General features: G+C 40.9%; 17 protein-coding genes. 12 read left to right on the top strand and 5 right to left on the bottom strand.

Going from position 1 to position 18,672, the window contains the following annotated elements:
- Nucleotides 1-30: 30 nt before the first annotated feature.
- The 4 genes from QQK06_RS05805 to QQK06_RS05790 form a co-directional block, all read right to left on the bottom strand.
- The gene (locus QQK06_RS05805; RefSeq protein ID WP_284243712.1) at nucleotides 31-396 is read right to left on the bottom strand and encodes a DUF3019 domain-containing protein; all 366 of its coding nucleotides are present in this window, start codon (nucleotides 394-396) and stop codon (nucleotides 31-33) included.
- Between the two features lie 52 nt (nucleotides 397-448).
- A complete protein-coding gene (locus QQK06_RS05800) occupies nucleotides 449-1,306 on the bottom strand; it encodes a MipA/OmpV family protein (protein ID WP_284243711.1) in 858 nt (285 codons plus the stop codon).
- 184 nt (nucleotides 1,307-1,490) lie between these two features.
- Nucleotides 1,491-3,542 carry a TonB-dependent receptor gene (locus QQK06_RS05795; RefSeq protein ID WP_284243710.1) on the bottom strand — a complete coding sequence of 684 codons (2,052 nt, stop codon included), beginning with the start codon at nucleotides 3,540-3,542 and terminating at the stop codon, nucleotides 1,491-1,493.
- Between the two features lie 126 nt (nucleotides 3,543-3,668).
- Nucleotides 3,669-4,502 carry a LysR family transcriptional regulator gene (locus QQK06_RS05790; RefSeq protein ID WP_284243709.1) on the bottom strand — a complete coding sequence of 278 codons (834 nt, stop codon included), beginning with the start codon at nucleotides 4,500-4,502 and terminating at the stop codon, nucleotides 3,669-3,671.
- Between the two features lie 154 nt (nucleotides 4,503-4,656).
- Between QQK06_RS05790 and QQK06_RS05785 the strand changes: the two genes are divergently transcribed.
- From QQK06_RS05785 to argR, 4 genes are all read left to right on the top strand, one after another.
- Nucleotides 4,657-5,844 (top strand): acyl-CoA dehydrogenase, encoded by a 1,188-nt coding sequence (locus QQK06_RS05785; RefSeq protein WP_284243708.1) that lies wholly within the window; start codon nucleotides 4,657-4,659, stop codon nucleotides 5,842-5,844.
- 58 nt (nucleotides 5,845-5,902) lie between these two features.
- The gene (locus QQK06_RS05780; protein ID WP_284243707.1) at nucleotides 5,903-8,149 is read left to right on the top strand and encodes a dehydrogenase E1 component subunit alpha/beta; all 2,247 of its coding nucleotides are present in this window, start codon (nucleotides 5,903-5,905) and stop codon (nucleotides 8,147-8,149) included.
- Nucleotides 8,146-9,192, top strand: a complete 1,047-nt coding sequence (locus QQK06_RS05775) for an ACP S-malonyltransferase (protein WP_284243706.1) — start codon at nucleotides 8,146-8,148, stop codon at nucleotides 9,190-9,192. The genes QQK06_RS05780 and QQK06_RS05775 overlap by 4 nt, the downstream gene beginning before the upstream one ends.
- 180 nt (nucleotides 9,193-9,372) lie before the next feature.
- Nucleotides 9,373-9,843 (top strand): transcriptional regulator ArgR, encoded by a 471-nt coding sequence (gene argR, locus QQK06_RS05770; protein WP_284243705.1) that lies wholly within the window; start codon nucleotides 9,373-9,375, stop codon nucleotides 9,841-9,843.
- A gap of 80 nt (nucleotides 9,844-9,923) precedes the next feature.
- On the opposite strand, the gene QQK06_RS05765 is transcribed toward argR, so the two are convergent.
- The gene (locus QQK06_RS05765) at nucleotides 9,924-11,012 is read right to left on the bottom strand and encodes an aldose epimerase family protein (protein ID WP_284243704.1); all 1,089 of its coding nucleotides are present in this window, start codon (nucleotides 11,010-11,012) and stop codon (nucleotides 9,924-9,926) included.
- Nucleotides 11,013-11,264: 252 nt separating this feature from the next.
- Between QQK06_RS05765 and QQK06_RS05760 the strand changes: the two genes are divergently transcribed.
- The 8 genes from QQK06_RS05760 (at nucleotide 11,265) to mraZ (ending at nucleotide 18,662) form a co-directional block, all read left to right on the top strand.
- Nucleotides 11,265-11,750, top strand: coding sequence for a GNAT family N-acetyltransferase (locus QQK06_RS05760; protein WP_284243703.1), 486 nt, complete (start codon nucleotides 11,265-11,267; stop codon nucleotides 11,748-11,750).
- A gap of 345 nt (nucleotides 11,751-12,095) precedes the next feature.
- Complete coding sequence (locus QQK06_RS05755; protein ID WP_284243702.1) at nucleotides 12,096-12,599, top strand: hypothetical protein; 504 nt, start codon at nucleotides 12,096-12,098, stop codon at nucleotides 12,597-12,599.
- A gap of 121 nt (nucleotides 12,600-12,720) precedes the next feature.
- Entirely contained in the window at nucleotides 12,721-13,209 is a 489-nt protein-coding gene (locus QQK06_RS05750) for a YcxB family protein (protein WP_284243701.1), read from the top strand.
- Between the two features lie 10 nt (nucleotides 13,210-13,219).
- A complete protein-coding gene (locus QQK06_RS05745; RefSeq protein WP_284243700.1) occupies nucleotides 13,220-14,104 on the top strand; it encodes a sulfite exporter TauE/SafE family protein in 885 nt (294 codons plus the stop codon).
- Nucleotides 14,105-14,244: 140 nt separating this feature from the next.
- Complete coding sequence (locus QQK06_RS05740; RefSeq protein WP_431313639.1) at nucleotides 14,245-15,255, top strand: Fe(3+) ABC transporter substrate-binding protein; 1,011 nt, start codon at nucleotides 14,245-14,247, stop codon at nucleotides 15,253-15,255.
- A 12-nt stretch (nucleotides 15,256-15,267) separates the two neighbouring features.
- The gene (locus tag QQK06_RS05735) at nucleotides 15,268-16,896 is read left to right on the top strand and encodes an ABC transporter permease (protein ID WP_284243699.1); all 1,629 of its coding nucleotides are present in this window, start codon (nucleotides 15,268-15,270) and stop codon (nucleotides 16,894-16,896) included.
- Nucleotides 16,893-17,960 carry an ABC transporter ATP-binding protein gene (locus QQK06_RS05730; protein WP_284243698.1) on the top strand — a complete coding sequence of 356 codons (1,068 nt, stop codon included), beginning with the start codon at nucleotides 16,893-16,895 and terminating at the stop codon, nucleotides 17,958-17,960. The genes QQK06_RS05735 and QQK06_RS05730 overlap by 4 nt, the downstream gene beginning before the upstream one ends.
- Before the next feature lie 243 nt (nucleotides 17,961-18,203).
- Nucleotides 18,204-18,662 (top strand): division/cell wall cluster transcriptional repressor MraZ, encoded by a 459-nt coding sequence (gene mraZ / locus QQK06_RS05725; RefSeq protein WP_284243697.1) that lies wholly within the window; start codon nucleotides 18,204-18,206, stop codon nucleotides 18,660-18,662.
- Nucleotides 18,663-18,672: the final 10 nt, after the last annotated feature.

Here is an 18,672-nt window from a genome sequence, read left to right as displayed (position 1 = left end):
TCCCTCACTTAGCCCTTGTTCTCGTACCAGTTAAAACAAACGCCAACGTCTTTTTCTCACAGTTGCTTTATGGACCCAACTAACATCAACACTGGTCTCAGCAATAATAATGTTTTGCTCAGTAGCCCTCAGCTGATAAGCGATTTTTTCATTCGATTCAAATTCAAATTGCAGGGTATTTCCCTGACTATTATTCCAGCACTGCATGACTTTATTACTGGCTTTTTCATAAATACAAAAATGACCGCGGTTAGCGGTATGCCAGGATAAAGAAACGGTGGCAAAGCAGGTGCGTCCTTGGCGCAGTGCAACACAATTTGCCGGTTTGGCCTGAAAATTTACCTTTGTCTTGTTTGTCCGATCTTGTAGTGCTTCCTGGCTAGCGATTACTGTCATCGTTGTTAGCCCGCAGATAACTGCAAAAAACCACGCAATTCCCTTGCCTAGCTTAGAATACATAGATGACCCCCGCTAGTAACTGGGTTGCACCCTGGGAGTCGACGATTGGGCTATCGGCGATGTTATTGCTGTAATAGCTTTGACTAAAACCGACGTTAAATGTCCATGATTCTGACAGTGGCCGTTGGGCATAAAACTCAAATTGTATTTTACCGCCAGTACCCGTTTGATAATGAGGACGAATGTCCAGTACTTCGCTGTTACCGATACCGATATAGTAGTTAGTTGTAGCGCTTGAATAGATACTTAAACCGGTATTCAAGTAAATATCCCAGTTTCTATAGGGGATCAGATGACTATAAAAAGCATCGATTACCCAGCCCTTTGCATCACTTAATGCTGCCAAATTCGCTACATCTACTGAGAAGTAGCTGTCATTGAAATAGCGGGAATAACGAATTGCAAGACCATCACCGAGATCCCTTACTTTCAGTCCTTCCATGATAGGAAGGTCTTTATCTGAATTTTCGATGATTTCTGCTGAATCGAAGCCGCCAATATAGCTTCTGGTAATAATGTCCAGCTCCCAATCATCATTATTGATCAGTTGATAGCCAATTTCTGCGCCTAGAATATGGGTATCTAGACGGCGATAATTGGTTTGGATGAAAAACCCTTTGTAGTAAAAATCGAACAATAAGGAAAGATTTATATAATCATCAAGATAAGATTGTTCTACCCCTTCAATAATGGTGTCATTATAGTGCAATGAAAAACCCATTTGCGCTTGCCAGCTGAAGGTTTCATTAAAAACGGTACTTTCGTTACTTGGTTTTTTGTCGTTGCCAGCAGCATAGCTACTTAAACAAAACACCAGTAATAAGCAGCAGCTTAATTTGTTAAGCATATGATGTCATTTCCCAAAATGCACCTAGACTCATAGTGCGAATGATATTATTTTTTTTAACTTGATGAGGTAATAAATACCGCCCAATTGCAACGAGATATTAACAAATGTTGTTACGCATGGGCAGTTTTATCTGCATGAGAAGTGTTTAAAAATTGTAAGCGAATATAGGAAAATTGTTGGCTTAAAATTGCATTTTTAAGCCAATAGACGGGAATATCGCCATGCCTTCTTCGCCTTCAATTTTATAATCGGTTAATGTTTCATTGCCATCAGGTGCGTAATAGTAGCCGGAGATATTGTCATTGTTTAGTGCGTTAAGTAAGGCAAAGCTCCATTCGGCGTCATTGCCCCAGTATTGAGTTTTATAGTTCGCCTGCAAATCTAAACGATAATAGGTTGGTAAGGTTTTACTGTTCAGCTCACCATAAACAGGTAAGAAGTGCTCCGGGTAATCAGGATTTTCTTTAAGTGCGGTTATCGGCGTGTATTTTTGTCCACTACGTACCGTTAATCGGACGCCAAAATCCCAACGCTCATTCATCTGGTAATTGGCTACCAAATTGGCAAGTAGTGGCGTATCGAGATAATACTCAGTGGTTTGCTTGGTAAATTCATCGGTGCGATCGCTTTTTGACCAGCTTATTGATGCCCAGCCGTACCAATCGTCTGCTAATTCTCGTTCTACAACCCACTCTATCCCTTTGGCGCTGCCAGACATATCATTGCTATAATGCAGATCAGCATTCGCATCGTCATCGTCTAAAGAACGAGGTAAATCACCGAGGTCCTTATAATAGATATCGACAGAACTGTGCCATAAATCATTGAGTTGGTAATTAAAACCGACAGAATAATGCTGTGCTTTAGGGGAGTTCAGTTCAGGGTTGCCAATTTTACGCAGCACCGTTGCTATATCAGGAAAGCGACTGTAAGACCCTTGTTTGACTGTCATTTGCAGGTCATCGTTGATTTGCCAGTTAAGGGCTAACCTATGATGAAGGAAGGATTGGTCAGTATAGTCATTTCGCTCGGCTCGCAATCCCAGAGTGAATTGCAAATTGCTATTAAATTGCCAGATATCATCGGCATATAAGGCAATGGTTTGATTGGTTAATTTATCGGTATCTTGAATGCGTTGCCCTTTTTTGCTTTCACAGTCCTGATCGTGATCGGTGCAGTAGTAGGGAATGGCATCAAAACTGTATTTGCTTTCTTGCTGTTGCATATCACTGCCAAGTACCAAGGTATGTGCGTCAAACCAATCGATTTGATATTGAAACCTAGCGTTATATTGTTCTGTATCTATGTCTATATATTGTCCTTGACCGTAGTTTTCCTTTGAGTTTAGGCTGGTATGGCCTAAGACCAGTTGCATGATTTTGCCGCCATCACCAAAGTACTGCCAGGAAAGTCCCTGATTATTAAAATTTGTTGATAGTTTTAGATCGCCAATCGAGTCAGGATCAACACGTCCTTGCTCTGAAGCCTCGGAAATATTTATTCCTCCGGTATCACTGGCACCGTTGACGGTAAATGTCAGCTTATGGTTATCACCAATCAGCCATTGATATTTACCTTGGTAATCGTCACTCACTGGTGCCTTAAAAACGGTATAACCATCTTCTTCTTCACCTTCAGGCAAAAATAAGTGAATTAAACTGCGACGATAAGAAAAATAGAAGGCCTGATCTTCGGTGATGCCACCTTCCACCATGATGCCGGTTTTTAATAAGCTGGCATCTAATGTCGTGGTAATATCTTGGTTTTTTGGGTCTCGCAGTTGAACATCAAAAACGCCGCCAGTGGCATTACCGTATCGACTACCAAACGCAGCAGGGTGCAGTTGAAAATCTCGCACGATGTTTTCGTTGAAAATACTGTCGCCAAACAGATGGAAAATATAACCAACCGGCATATCATCGATATAAAACGCATTATCGTCAGGTGACGAGCCGCGAATTGCAGGTGCGCCGCCATCATCTCCGCCCGCATAAACTACGCCTGGCATACTGAAGACCGAATTGAGGGGGTCATGATCTAAGCCAGCAATTGCTAATAGTTTTTCAGTTTCAATGCTGACCTCGGTATTAGCTTGGTTGCGCCGTGCTTGCACTTCGATAGTTTCGATAGTGTCATCGAGTTTTGCTGGTGAGCCATCTGCGGCATTAGCGATAGTGCTAAACTGGTTGGTTAACACTAATGCTAGTGTTGATAAAGTAAATGTTGTTTTCATTAGATTGCCAAGGTATTTGTATTTGGCGCTATTGTTAATGAAACGCTTGTGTGAATCTTGCGGTTAAGTGTTGGAAAAATGTTGGTGAGTTGTAAGTTAGTGTAAGGTAAGACTTAAGTCATGGAATTACAGATTATCTAGGTGTTTGACCAGACTAATAAGCTTATTGATCAGAGGTGTTTGCTGCTGATAAGCAAGCACAATTTCCCGGGTTAACTGCATGCCATTAATGGCTTTAAAAGCTAAGTCGTTTTGTTCGATAATTTCTTTATGAGCGGGGACTAACGCGCAGCCTAAGCCTGCGCGAACTAAGCCTAAGGCGTAATCTATTGTTTGAATTTTTGCGCGAATATCCAATTGGATCCCTGTTAAGGTAAAAGTATCGGTTAACACTTGCCAGGCATTGCAAGGAGTACGCTGAATAAAGGCCAGCTGATCAAAGTCATGGAGTTCAATCGCATCTTTTAATGACAGCGGATGATTATGTGGCATGGCGATAAGATAATCTTCTTGCCAGATCGGCTGATAATGTTCGCCGTCTTTGAGTTCTTCTTTAATGACAATACGCGCATCACAGTTTTCATATTGTGGCACTAAGGTCAATTCGATATTCGCGGCGATAGCGGTAAAATCTTTAAGCAACAGGCTCATGCGCTTTACCCCGAGACCTTTAGTTACACCAAGATTAAAGCTTTGTTTAGCTGTATTCGTTTGGAACGATGCTTTAATGGCATCTGCCTGTCCTAACAACTGTTTTGCCAGTGGATAAAGTTTAACCCCTTGCTCTGTTGGGGTGACACCACGGGCGTGACGGATAAATAAGATTTGATCTATTTCCGTTTCTAATTGTGCAACAGCGGCAGATATCGATGGTTGTGCAATAAAACACGCTTTAGCGGCAGCGCTAAAACTTTGCTGCTCGAACACGTTGATAAAATATTTTAAATGCTTTAAATCCATAGCGAGATTATTTCGTAATTGTCGATTAATAGCTATAGTTTTTTTCTATAGATAATAAAGGAAAACTATATTTTAACTTTACTTTATTATTGATTAACCTTTAGCCACTTAAATAACATCTAGTTTTATAGATATAACAAGATCAGGAAAATTTATGTCAAACGCATCATCAAAACCTAGCTTTAACTGGCAAGACCCACTGTTACTTGATTCACTATTATCTGAAGAAGAACGCATGATCCGCGACAGTGCTCACCAGTACTGTCAGGAAAAGTTAATGCCGCGGGTGTTAGAAGCGAACCGTAATGAAATCTTTGATCCTGAAATTATGCGAGAACTGGGTGAACTCGGTTTGCTCGGTTGTACCATTGAAGAGAAATATGGCTGCGCCAACGTTAATTATGTTACTTACGGCTTGATTGCCCGAGAAGTGGAGCGAGTCGATAGTGGTTACCGTAGCGCAATGAGTGTGCAGTCGTCATTAGTGATGCATCCAATTTATGCTTATGGCAGTGAAGAGCAGAAAATGAAATATCTGCCTAAGCTAGCAACTGGAGAGTTAATTGGTTGCTTCGGTTTAACTGAACCTAATTCAGGTTCAGATCCGGCGAGCCTTTCTACCCGTGCTGTTAAAGTCGATGGCGGTTATTGTTTAACCGGTAACAAAATGTGGATCACTAACTCTCCGATTGCTGATGTCTTTATTATCTGGGCAAAACTTGACGGTGTGATCAAAGGCTTTATTCTTGAAAAAGGCATGGACGGTCTTTCTGCACCGAAAATTGAAGGTAAGTTTTCATTACGTGCCTCTATTACCGGCGAAGTGGTGATGGATAATGTTTTTGTTCCTGAAGAAAACTTACTGCCAAATGTACAAGGACTTTCTGGTCCGTTTGGCTGTTTGAATAAGGCGCGTTATGGCATTTCCTGGGGAGCTTTAGGGGCGGCAGAATACTGCTGGCATGCCGCAAGACAATACACCTTAGATCGTGAACAGTTTGGTCGTCCGTTAGCAGCGACGCAGTTGGTACAAAAGAAGTTGGCGGATATGCAAACAGAAATTACCACTGCGTTATTTGCCAGCTTACAAGTGGGCCGATTAATGGACGCCGGGACTTTAGCACCAGAAGCTATTTCACTAGTAAAACGCAACTCATGTGGTAAGGCATTAGAGATTGCGCGTATCGCACGTGATATGCATGGTGGTAACGGTATAGCAGATGAGTTTCATGTCATACGTCATATGATCAACCTTGAAGCGGTTAACACTTATGAGGGCACTCATGATATTCACGCGTTAATTTTAGGTCGAGCACAAACCGGTATTCAGGCATTTTTCTAATGCTGTTTTATTGATAATAACAAAAGCAAAAACAATAAAAAGTAGTAGGTGAAATGCCATGTCTGATCGTAATCAGAGCTTAAAAGAAAATTTTATTCGTTGTATTAAGCAGCAACAACTGCCGCAATTAAGTGTGTCGTTGACACCAGAAGGGGTTGGGCTATCAGCGAATGATGTTGTTGACTTGTTTGAAACTCAGGTTATCAGTCGTCATTTAGATTTACACTCTCGGGTGATGCAAAAAAATGGTCAAAGCTTCTATACTATAGGAAGCTCTGGCCATGAAGGAAATGCCGCTAGTGCAAAAGCATTTAGACCAACCGATATGGCATTTTTACATTACCGAAGTGGTGCTTTTACCATTCAGCGTGGTAAGCAAGTGGATGGCCAAACCTCAATCTATGATATGTTGCTGTCATTTGCCGCCGCAAAAGATGATCCTATTTCTGGTGGTCGTCATAAGGTGCTTGGTAGTAAAGCATTAGCTATTCCACCTCAAACCAGTACGATTGCATCGCATTTGCCAAAAGCGATGGGGGCTGCATTTTCTGTTGGTTTGGCTAAGCGTCTTGGTCATCAGGGAGAGATGCCAAACGATAGTGTGATCGTTTGTAGTTTTGGTGATGCATCATCGAACCATTCAACTGCCCAAGGAGCAATTAACAGTGCGGCGTGGGCTGCGTATCAGTCGATACCTATGCCGATAGTGTTTGTTTGTGAAGACAATGGTATTGGTATTTCTACTTCAACCCCTAATGGCTGGGTAGAAGCTAACTATAAAGATCGGGCAGGGTTGATTTATTTAACCTGTGATGGTTTGAATGTCTTAGATACTTACCGAACCACGTTGCAGGCGGCAAAACTGGCGCGTGAAAAACAGAAACCGGTATTTTTACATCTCAGACTGATCCGTTTATTAGGCCATGCCGGTTCTGATGCTGAGTTTGTTTATCGTAAAGAGCAACAAATTGATGATAATGAACGTAATGATCCGTTATTACATAGTGCGGCTATTTTACTGGATAATGACATTTTAACCGCTGAGCAAATTGTTGATATTTATCAGCGAATTGCTCAGCGAGTCGTGACGGTGGCCGAACAGGTTATTAATAAGTCGAGACTAGAGAGTGCTGAGCAGGTGATGGCTAGTCTTAATCCGCCAGTAATCACTGATAATCGTTATCGGAATCAAGTGGATAGTGAACAACGGATGAAGCTGTTTGCCCATGAAAAGCATAATCTTAAAAAGAAACAGCACCTGGCTAAGCTTATCAACTGGACGTTAATCGATGTCATGGCAGAGCACAGCAATGTCGTGTTGCTTGGTGAAGATATTGCCCGCAAAGGTGGCGTCTATAATGTCACTACTAAGCTGGTCGATCGCTTTGGTAAAAATCGAGTGATGAATACACTGCTTGATGAACAGTCAATATTAGGCGGTGCCATTGGCTTAGCCCATAACGGTTTTGTGCCTATTCCTGAAATTCAGTTTTTAGCCTATGTTCATAATGCAGAAGATCAAATACGCGGTGAAGCGGCGACGTTATCGTTTTTCAGTAAAGGTCAGTATACCAATCCTATGGTGATCCGCATTGCAGGATTGGCTTACCAAAAAGGCTTTGGTGGCCATTTTCACAATGATAATTCGTTTGCGGTATTTCGTGATATTCCAGGGTTAATTTTAGCTTGTCCATCCAATGGTGGCGATGCGCAGCAGATGCTAAGAACCTCAGTGCGGCTGGCTCAAGAGCAGCAGCGGGTGGTGGTGTTTTTAGAACCCATCGCGCTTTATATGACTAAAGATTTGCATCAGGAAGGTGATGGTTTATGGACCTTTGATTATCTTGAACAAACACCCGAACAAGCGACTGAGGATCTTGCCACGCAAATGACAGTGAAAGTGGCTGGCGAAGGTCAGGATTTATGTATTTTGACTTATGGTAATGGCTATTATTTATCGCGTCAGGCGCAACAAGAATTAGCGCAACAGGGAGTGAATGCCCGAGTTGTTGATTTACGCTGGTTAGCACCATTAGACGAAGCCGGCATTATTGAGCAGGTAAAAGATTGTCAAAAAGTATTAATTGTTGATGAATGTCGACAAACTGGATCGATCAGCGAAGCGTTAATGGCGTTATTAACTGAACATTGTCACGAAAAAGCCGCACAGCAGATCAAACGTTTATGTGGTGCAGACAGTTTTATCCCATTAGGCAGTGCGGCGTATCATGTTTTACCTTCTAAAGATGACATTGTTGCTAACGCGTTATCACTATGCCAGTCACCAACTAGGAAAATAAAATGACCAATACCAAGAAACAAAGAGCAGTGGTGATTTGTCCTGGGCGAGGAACCTATAATAAGGAAGAATTAGGTTATTTATCGCGTTTTCATAGTGATAAATCGTCATTTATTGAGCACATCGATCAGTATCGAACCCTGCAAAATCAGGCGCCGATCAGCAAGCTTGATAGCATGGATAAATACAGTATGCGTACTCATACCGCCGGTGAAAACGCTTCTGCACTGATTTATGCCTGCGCTTATGGCGATTATCAGTCGATTGATAACGATAAGTATGACATTGTTGCCGTCACTGGGAATTCTATGGGCTGGTATATTGCATTAGCAGTTGCTGGTGCGTTAAAAGCTTATGGCGCAATTGAACTGATTAATACCATGGGGTCGATGATGACTGATGGGATTATCGGCGGGCAATTGATTTACCCTGTGGTTGATCAGTACTGGCAACGGGATAAACAACGAGAACAGCAGGTATTGGCTTTGGTGACAGAGGTTAATCAAAGAGCTGATTGTCAGGTTTATATTTCGATCTATCTTGGCGGTTATATTGTACTGGGCGGCGATAAAAACGGCTTGCAGGCGATGCAGGAAAATTTGCCAGTGATCGATGATAGATACCCGATGAATTTATTTAACCATGCGGCATTTCATACCCCACTGTTAAATGAGATATCTTCCAAGGCGCAGCAGATGCTGGCACCGTCTTTGTTTCATTGTCCTGATGTACCATTGATTGATGGTCTAGGAAATATCTGGCAGCCTTATGCAACGGATTGTCAGGCATTATATGATTATACTTTAGGCACGCAAGTGGTAGCGCCATATAACTTTAGTAAGGCAATTGAAGTGGCGGTTAAAGAATTTGCCCCAGACAAATTAATTATTTTAGGACCAGGAGCAACACTTGGTGGTTCTGTCGCGCAATGCTTGATTGAACATCAGTGGCAAGGATTAAATTGTAAAACCGACTTTATTGAACGACAAAAGCAAGATCCCTATATTTTGTCTATGGGGATTGCTGAGCAACGGGCGTTAGTGATTTAAACTAGCCATGCGTGCAGCAATAGCATAAATATTCAACCAAAAGCAATAAATATAAACTTCACTTCGCTAATTGTCAGTAAGGACTAAAATTTAACTAAATACTAAGTGAATAAAAAAGTAGGATTTACTTAGGAAACTAGCTAAAATATCAGTGAGTAAAGGTTAGCTTTTAGGATAATAATGACATCAGAACGTAAGAAGAATGAAGCCGAATTGGTTTTGGCATTTAAAGCCTTATTGCATGAACAATGTTACGGTTCACAAAGCCAGTTAGCGGACGCTTTAGCTGAGCAAGGCTTTAAAAATATGTCGCAGGCTAAAATTTCCCGTTTGCTGTCAAAATTGGGCGCGGTAAAAATGCGTAATGCCAGTAATCAGGTGGTGTATATTCTGCCGGATGAATTGGCGATCCCGAAATCCCGTCAGGCCATTCAATCTGTCGTGGTCAGTGTTAAGCATAATAATATGCAGATCATTGTTAAAACAGGCATTGGTGGCGCACCGTTAATTTCTCGTATGTTAGACAGTATGGGGGAGTCAGCAGGGATCTTAGGTACACTCGCTGGCGATGATACCATTTTTATTGCGCCAGTTGATGTTAATAAAATCGATCAAATTACCGATGATATTAAGCGCTTGCTTGATGTTTAATATCGACTGTTTTTACTTATTTTTGTCATTAAGAGGAAGTGGATGTCACTTCCTTTTTTTGTCGTTAAAAGCGAGAGTTGTTAGCTTTCTATCAGATCAAACACATAACGAGTGGTGCTGGCAAATGGCTGTGTTGGTGTTAACAAGGTATTGTCCAAAGTGACACCTTTTTCTTTATTGTTAGCACGCTGAGGTTCTAAGCACAGCGCCGCTCTGCGCTGATAGCAATAATTATTTTTTCCAATATGACTGCCATCTATGTAATTTGCTGTATATAGCACCATGCTTGGCTGATCGGTATAGATTGTCATCCGCCGGCCTGAATTAGGTTCTACTACCTGAGCTGCAAATGCTTGTACTGATATCGCGTTATCGTTGAGCAGCCAATAATTATCATAACCTTTGCCAATGGCAATTTGTTTATTGTCAGCATCAATATCCTGAGCCAATGCTTTTAACTGTCTAAAGTCATGTGGTGTATGGTCTACCTGTGCAATTTCCCCCGTTGGATAGGCTCGTTCATTCATCGGTAAAAAATAGTCGGCATTAATGGCGACTTGATGGGAATGCACATTGCCACTGTTATGACCGGCAAGATTAAAATAACTGTGCTGAGTGAGATTAACTAAGGTTGGCTGATCGGTTTTAGCCAAATATTCAACAATCAGTTCATTATTATCATTAAGGTGATAATTGACGGTAAAATTAACGGTGCCAGGAAAACCTTGCTCACCATCTGGACTGGTGTATGACAGTGTTAAACAGGCAGTATCTGCATTTTCGCTGGTTTTGGCACGCCATAATTGTTTATTCAACCCTTGCTTACCACCATGTAACTGGCTGTCTGGGGCATTGAGTGTTAGTTGATGTTGTTGGCCATTGATTGAAATTTTGCCTTGATGGATGCGCCCAGCATAGCGGCCGATGACTGCGCCAAGATAATAGTTGTCAGCTTCATAGTCTGCAACATTATCATAGCCTAAGACGATATCGGTAAGGCGCTGAGTTTTATCTGGCGTAAATATTGAAACGATGATGGCGCCATAATTGGTGATTTTTACCTGCATGCCATTCGCATTGGTTAAAGTATAAAGTGAGGCGAATTCGCCACTAGTTAGCTGACCGAAATCTTGTTGGATGATGCGATTAAATGCCAAATGACTACTCAAGTATCTTCCTCTGCGATAATTTCATGCTATAGCCCTTTCTATACTAAGTGATTTACCGGCGCAATAGCTAGTATTGTTATCTCAAGGAAAAATAATTTACTGGAATTATTAAAAGGAACAAATTAGCGTTTAAACGAATTGTTGGTTATCACAAAAATGGCAATACTTTATCTAAATACTATTTGCTGCTTTTGTTGATTATCTCTACCATAAGTTACTGTGTTATCAAAATTATAGGAACCAGTCAGCTTAATGAAAAATATGATTATCAGAGCAGCCACGGATGCGGACTTAAATCAGTTAAAGCAGTTTGAGCAAGGAGTGATTGAGGCAGAGCGACCGTTTGATCAGTGCTTAAAACCTGACCCTATTCAGTATTATGATTTAGAACAACTTATCAGTGCGGAACAATGCTACTTAGTGGTAGCAGAGCTACAAAATAATGATCGGAGCGGCAAGCTTATCGCCAGTGGATATGCGCGTATTGAGCAGGCAAAACCTTATGTTAGCTATAATTTTTATAGTTATTTAGGTTTTATGTATGTTGACCCTGAGTTTCGTGGTCATGGGGTTAATCAACAGCTCATTAAGCACCTGGCAGATTGGTCGAGTGAACAAGGAGTCACTATGATGCATTTAGATGTTTTTGCTGATAATTTACCCGCCATCCGTGCGTACCAAAAAGCTGGTTTTAGTGCCAGTTTGCTGGAAATGCGCTGTGATATTACCAAAATGTAGTAAATACAAGGCTAACTGCTTGTAAAGTAAGCGTTATCCTTGTGTTTTATGTTCAGTCACTGGCAATAAAATAGCCAGTTCACCTTAGTTGAACATACTTAACAAAAAGAGACTTAATTTTTTTGGTATTTTTTATCGTAATTTAAAAAGTTGTACTACAATTAAATAGCGAAGCAGATTCCACTTCTTTGTTTCATGAGCATGCGTCTTAATGTGCATAATAGCAGTTACCATTAAGGCGCATTTTACTCCCAATGATTGATTTCCCTTCTTTGAGCTGTTTAATTACTATATTCTGATATAGTATTGATTTGTTTATATTTCTCGTTTTAATAGGTGTGCTTAATGTCATCAAATCACTATAGCCGTTGGTTAATGATTAAAAATTTAGCTATCTTTCAAATAAAATTAGCATGTGATGCATTAAGGGATCTATTGTTAAGCCCGGTTTCTTTTATTTGCACATTCATCGATATTATCAAGCAACCGGAACAAGCAAATAGCTACTTTGAACAATTAATGAAAACGGGTCAGTACAGTGATCGCTGGTTAAATCTTTTTGGAGAACAGTCAGGTGGAAGTGTTCATAGAAAAGCTGGTGCTAGCCATCAAAGCGTAGCAGAGCAACAGCAAGCGTCAGCTGCTAATGTTGATCAGTTATTTGATAAAATTGAGAGCATCTTAAAAGAACAAGAAGTCAACGAAAAATTAACGGCTGCAGCAAAATATAAAATCAGTCAGTATGTTGCTTACTGGTCAAAAATACAAAACGCTAGTGCACCGCATAATACTAATGAAAGTGAAATTTCAGCTGAGGCGAACAGGCCACATCGTCATAAACCGTCATAAACTACAATTTTTAATCTTGCGATAGTATATTTATTGCTTTTCTCCTTGCCTGTGACTGGGTAAAATGAATTTTTATACCAATATAAGATAAGCGCTGTTTGTCGATAGCCGCTCAATATTTATGACCCCAGCTTTTCATTACTCTACTCGTTATTTGTTAAATAAAGCTTATTTTAGCGAATGCTATGAGCAATCCGTTACCCAAGATTATTCTTGGCGCGCTTATGCCAAAGCATTGTTTTTCTGCTTATTTGGCGGCGTGTTAGTGATATTTACCCCGCTCAATCCTTATGTTGCCTGGTTTATCTTTGTTTTGGGTCTGGTGGAAGCGCTAAGTGTTTACTATCAAAAGCCGTGGTGGTTAGTCAGGCAAATGTTAGGTAAAACCGCTAATAATGAAATCACTTTAACGATAGATGATAAGGGGATTCAAAGTCGTTCTTTCTATGGTCAACAACAACTGTTATGGCAAGATATTAATGGCTTAATACAGACTGAACTAGGCTGGATTATTACGCATCAAGCAGGAAAAAATTATATTTCTGCCAGCGTGTTATCGGCTGAAGCGATTGACTACTTGCAGCAACAAGCACAGCAGCTATCAAATTAACCGTTAAGCTATGTTTAATTCCTCCGAGCCAGTTCGCTTAAGTCGTCGCAAGTTTCTATTTTGCTTTTTTAGCTTGTGGTTAGTGGCAATTTACTTTTCTTCGTTAGCTGTTACAGAGCTAACAAACTATAGCTTGTTTAGTTTGCTTGGCGTACTTGGTGCCATTTTTGCTAATTCGACCGGTGCAGGAGGTGGTGTGGTTTTTATTCCTGCATTTAATCAATTGGCATTTACTGAGTCTCAGGCTATTGCCACTAGCTTTGCTATTCAGTGTTTTGGTATGACAGCTGGCGCTGTGACCTGGTGGCGACATTATCGTAGCGAAAAAACGGAATTACGGTTATGGCTGGGATTTAAACGTATTATTTGTGTTGCTGCTATTAGCGCTATCCTTGGTCTGTGGCTGGTTTATGGCAACAAAATTCAGGCTCCTTCGAGCTTACATCAAAACTTTAGCTGGTTTTCACTGGTGCTTGGCTTGTTTATTGTCATTAGTGTTTATTTTGTTAAGCCGTCAAGAGAGCGCAGTCAGATTAAAATGGTGGATTATTTTGCCTTGGTTGTTATCAGTTTAGTTGGTGGTGGTGTTACCGCTTGGCTGTCGGTTGGTGTAGGGGAATTACTGGCTATTTACCTGATTTTGCGCCGCTTCGACGTCACTATGGCTGTAGCAGCGGCAGTGATAGTATCGGCGTTTACCGTGTGGTCAGCGATTGCTCAACATACGTTAGTCGCATTTAATGTTTACTGGCAAGTGATGTTATTTGCTGGCCCTGGGGCGGTATTAGGCGGGATATTAGCAAAAACTCTGGTCAGTTATTTATCTGCCACTAAGTTGAAGCTGTTTTTTGCCTGCTGGCTATTGGTAATAGGCTTTGTTGGTATTAAGGTTTAACGGTGTTAGTGTTTAATTTTGGGTTAAATGAGAACTATTCTCAAAATTGTTGACAGCTTGCGCTTTGTTCATTAGGCTTGCAGCACATTTGGGCGCTATGCCTGACATTTCGTTTAATAATGAATAAAACTGGAATTGATATGTTAAAAAAAGCATTAGGACGTTGCCTATTATTGGTTAGTGTAATACTGCCAAACCTTATGGTTCAGGCGGAAGAAGTGAATGTTTATTCTTACCGTCAGCCGTTTTTGGTAAAACCTCTGTTTGATGTTTTCACCAAGCAAAGTGGCATCAAAGTTAATGTGGTGTTTGCAAAAAAAGGTATGGCAGAGCGCTTAATGCGAGAAGGTGAATACAGTCCTGCGGATGTACTGCTCACTACAGATATCAGCCGTTTAGTCGAGCTACATGATAAAAAGTTGTTACAGGCTGTGAGTTCTCAAGTATTAGAACAAGCAGTACCACAGCAGTTTCAGGCGACAGATGATACTTGGTTTGGTTTAACAACACGGGTGCGCAATATCTATTCGGCAAAACGTTTGGGTAATATTAGTATTAATTATGAAGATTTGGCGGATGCTAAGTATAAAGGACGGATTTGTACCCGCAGTGGAAAACATCCTTATAATGTCGCTTTGGTGGCGTCGATGATTGCTGAGCACGGTGAAGCAAAAACATTAGAGTGGTTAAATGGTGTAAAAGCTAACTTAGCACGTAAACCACAAGGTAGTGATCGGGGGCAGGTTCAGGCCATTCATCAAAATTTATGTGATTTGTCTTTAGGTAACAGTTACTACTTTGGCAAGATGCTTAAGGATGACAAACAAAAAGTGTGGGCAGATGCGGTCAATATTAATTTTCCTAACCAAGGAAATCGTGGTGCGCACGTAAATATTTCAGGGGTTGCTTTGGCAAAATATGCGCCTAATAAAGCCAATGCAATAGCGTTAATGGAGTTTTTAGTCTCTGAAAAAGCGCAGAAAATGTATGCCGAAACTAATATGGAATACCCTGTACGTGCAGGCGTAGCAGTATCAAAATTAGTGGCATCTTGGGGCAAGTTTAAAGCGGATACTTTATCGTTAGAACAAATTGCAAAACACCGCAAAGCGGCAATTAAATTAATTGATCAGGCAAAGTTTGACCTTTAACAGTATTGTATTTTGATCCGGGGCAATAAACATTACGCGTGGCAGTCTACCAGTTGGTTAGTAGCACTGGTGCTAATTGCACCTGTGCTGGTGATGCTGCTATCGGGGCTATTTGCCTCAGGTGAATTATTTGTCCATTTATGGCAAAGTGTTTTACCTACCTACATTAGTAACACCTTAATTTTGTCAGTGCTAGTGGTTGGTTTTAGCCTGTTATTTGGCATTCCAAGCGCGATTATAATTAGCCAAACACAAGTGATTGGCCGACAATACCTGAGGTGGTTATTATTACTACCATTGGCCATGCCAGCTTATCTAGTGGCATACCTTTACACCGATTTATTTGATTACGCCGGTCCGGTGCAGCGTTTTTTACGTGGTTGTTTTCACTGGCAAGCGCCGAGTGATTACTGGTTCTTTGATATGAGAACGTTGACCGGTGCCGCGGTAATGTTAGCATTAGTCTTGTTTCCATATGTCTATATGCTAGTACGCACTGCATTTGAAAGTCAGGATCAACAATTAATCCGCGCCAGTCAAAGTTTAGGGCTTACTCTCAGACAAAGTTTTATCAAAGTTTCATTGCCTTTGGCGCGTCCTGCCATTGCTGTTGCAGCCAGTTTAGTCTTAATGGAAACCTTGGCTGATTTTGCTACCGTGCAGTATTTTGCTGTGAATACCTTGACCACAGCAATTTATGATACCTGGTTAGAATACGGCGAGTTAGCCACTGCAAATGCGTTGGCCAGCGTGTTAATGTTGTTTGTCTTGTTTGCGGTAGTTGCTGAGCAAAGGGCAAGAGCAGGTCATCGTCATCAGTCTAATCGACCAAATAATTATATTAAGATACGTCAATTAACCTGGCCACAACAGTTGTGTTGTGCGGGATTTTGCTGGTTATTAGTCATTGCAGGGTTTGCCTTGCCACTGTGCCTGTTGATAAAAATGGCGATAGATTACGCCAGCTTTAATCAGCTACAGCAATTATTATGGTCAGGTATTAACAGTTTAAAAGTGTCACTTTTTACCGCAACATTTGCCACGCTAATTGCGTTGTTGTTAGCTTTGTTTAAACGCTTGCATTATTCGTCGGCGCGCAGCGTGCCTTTGCAGCTTTCCGGTGTTGGCTATGCTATTCCGGGTACTGTACTGGCGATGGCAATGCTGGCAACTTTTGGTCCGATAGATCATTGGATCAACGATCTTGCTAAGTTATTGGATCTTGCTCGGCCTGGACTGCTACTGTCAGGCTCTATTTTTGCTATTATTTTTGCCCTTGTCGTACGATTTGCCGCGATAGCCAATGGCACAATTGCCAGTGGTATTGAACAAATTCCGGCGTCTTTAGATGTCGCACCAGCAAGCTTAGGTGTTGGATTAAAACGCAGTTTATTAACCGTTCATTTGCCGTTATTAAAATCATCGATATTTGTCGCCTGGTTATTAGTGTTCGTTGAAGCAATGAAAGAGCTGCCGGCGGTGTTGCTATTAAGACCGTTTAATTTTGATACCTTAAGCACACAAATTTACCAGCTAATATCAGATGAACAATTAGAACAAGGTGCATTAGGTGCCTTACTCATTGTATTATTTGGCTTATTACCGATAATTTATTTGAATAAAAAAGAGAACAACGTTTGAAGACCTTGCTCACTGTCAGCAACCTTTCGGTTCAACTACAACAAAAAGCTATTTTAGATGCTATTGATTTAACATTAGCGCAAGGGGATATTTTAGGTCTGGTAGGGCCAAGTGGCTGTGGCAAAACTACCTTGCTTAATACCATCGCAGGTTTTGTTGAGCATAGTTGTGGTCAAATCCAATTGGCGGAGCAAGTAATCGCTTCTGAGCAATATGCGATGCCGGCTGAGCAACGACGTATTGGTATGATTTTTCAAGATTATGCCTTGTTTCCCCACCTTACTGTTGCACAGAACATCGCTTTTGGTATCAGTCATTTACCGAAAAAAGAGCAGCAACAACGTATTGAACAATTGCTGACCTTATTACAATTATCTGAATATCCGAAGCGTTATCCTTATCAATTATCTGGTGGGCAGCAACAACGTGTGGCTATTGCCAGAGCGTTGGCACCACAACCTAAGCTACTCTTGCTTGATGAACCGTTTTCCAACATAGATGCCCGGCTACGTAATGAGTTAATGTTAGAGCTACGCAGTTTATTAAAACAATTAAAGATGACAGCAATATTTGTTACCCACAATAAAGATGAAGTCTTTACCTTTGCTGACAAAATTGCGGTAATGGATCAGGGGAAATTGTTACAGGCTGGTACGCCAAGTGACGTTTTTCAACAGCCTGATAGCTGGCAAGTGGCAGATTTTCTTCAGATTGGTAGCTGGCTACCATTAGATTATCATCAACAGCAATGGCGCAGTGCGCTCGGTCCGATAGATGACAACAGCATAGTTAGCCTTAATAGCGATAATGGTCATAGTGATGCCCAGCATTATTTACTGGTAAAACCTAAAGCTATCGTTGTTATTCCTGATGCTCAGGCCAATGCGAAAATAAGCTATGTCAGTATAACAGGGCAAGGTTATCATTATTTGTTGAGCAGCATTAACAAAGATCCATTACTAGTCTTTGAGCATTTGAGTTTTTATAGCGAACAACAATATCAGCAAGGGCAGGAATTAGCACTTGCGATTATCCCACATCAATATCAAATATTTACCCGTTAGCCTGTTGAAAATGGCAAAAATTTCAAGAAAAAAATAAAAAATTGTTATTATATGGGTGAGTGATCCACAAAACCCCACAAAAACATCAACTTCCTTATAAGCCCTAATTTTATTAGTGATCGTGGCGATCAAAATAGCAATTCTTTGCTTGACATAACTTTACTTTACTCACTAAACTGTAGCAATGTGGAGAAAAGTGGGAAAATGTGGATCTAAGTAGATTCCAAAAATAAAAACAAGGTTATGTTTAGAGGCACTAGCGCAATTACGCTCGACAGCAAGAATAGGATCACGATACCAACTCGGTATCGCGAAGAGCTATTTGCTGATTGCCAGGGAAAAATGGTTTGTACTGTTGATATCCAACACCCTTGTTTATTGCTTTATCCGCTTCCTGAATGGGAAGAAATTGAATTAAAACTCTGTAGTTTATCTAGTATGAACTCACAGGAAAGACTGTTACAGCAAGTACTACTTGGTAATGCTTCCGACTGTGATATTGATAAGAGTGGTCGCTTATTGATTAATGGTCCGTTGCGCAATCATGCCGGGTTAGAAAAAAATATTATGTTAGTGGGTCAGCTTAAGAAGTTCGAAATATGGAGTGAACAGGCTTGGCAAGATCAAATGCAGCAAGGTATAGCGAAGATACAGTCAGGTGAAATTGAGTTAACAGAACGATTACTTGATCTGTCTTTATAACCAATAGAAA

Source organism: Thalassotalea insulae (assembly GCF_030161395.1).
GTDB classification, from domain to species: Bacteria; Pseudomonadota; Gammaproteobacteria; order Enterobacterales; family Alteromonadaceae; genus Thalassotalea_E; species Thalassotalea_E insulae.
The sequence above is the reverse complement of the archived record's forward strand: the minus strand, read 5'-3'. Positions and strand labels throughout refer to the sequence as shown.